This window comes from Synechococcus sp. R55.2 (assembly GCF_047462075.1).
Classification (GTDB): Bacteria; Cyanobacteriota; Cyanobacteriia; order Thermostichales; family Thermostichaceae; genus Thermostichus.
The window spans coordinates 1-578 of record NZ_JANSIH010000325.1 but is presented as its reverse complement, the minus strand read 5'-3'; the positions used below and the strand labels follow the sequence as shown (position 1 = coordinate 578).

1 pseudogene is annotated in these 578 nt (G+C 61.2%); it reads left to right on the top strand.

From position 1 onward, the window contains the following. Positions 1-578: pseudogene (locus NW838_RS10340) on the top strand (DEAD/DEAH box helicase); the annotation flags it as partial.

Here is a 578-nt window from a genome sequence, read left to right as displayed (position 1 = left end):
CGCCGCCCCGAGATGGTGGCCGGTCGAGTGCGCCCTCCCCGCCTGGATCTAGCCAACGAATCGCTGCTGCGCGCTCACATCCACGCCGTTTGGTTGGCTCAGGTGCGCCTGCCCCTAGGCAATTCCATTGAAACCGTCATCGACGCGGATCGGGAAGAGCTGCCCCTCAGGGAGACAGTGGCCCAGCAAATCCAAGTTGAGGAGTCTGCCCGCCAACAAGTGAAGGAGCAGGTGCAGAAGCTGCTGGCCGCCGATCGCCAACTCCTAGATAAAAGCGGCTGGTTTAGCGAGCGCTGGCTTCAGCAGGTCATTGAAGAGGCACCCCAGGCTTTTGACCGAGCTTTCGATCGCTGGCGAGAGCTCTATCGGGCTGCCACGCAGCAGTTGGAAGCCGCTAACCGCCAGCTCCAGACGACTCGCCAAAAGAAAGACCAACAGGAAGCCGAGCGCCGCCAGCAAGAAGCCCTGCGCCAGCGCAACTTGCTGCTGCAGATTGGAACCCAGCGGGAGGAAAGCGACTTCTATCCCTACCGCTATTTGGCTAGCGAAGGCTTCTTGCCCGGCTACAACTTCCCTGC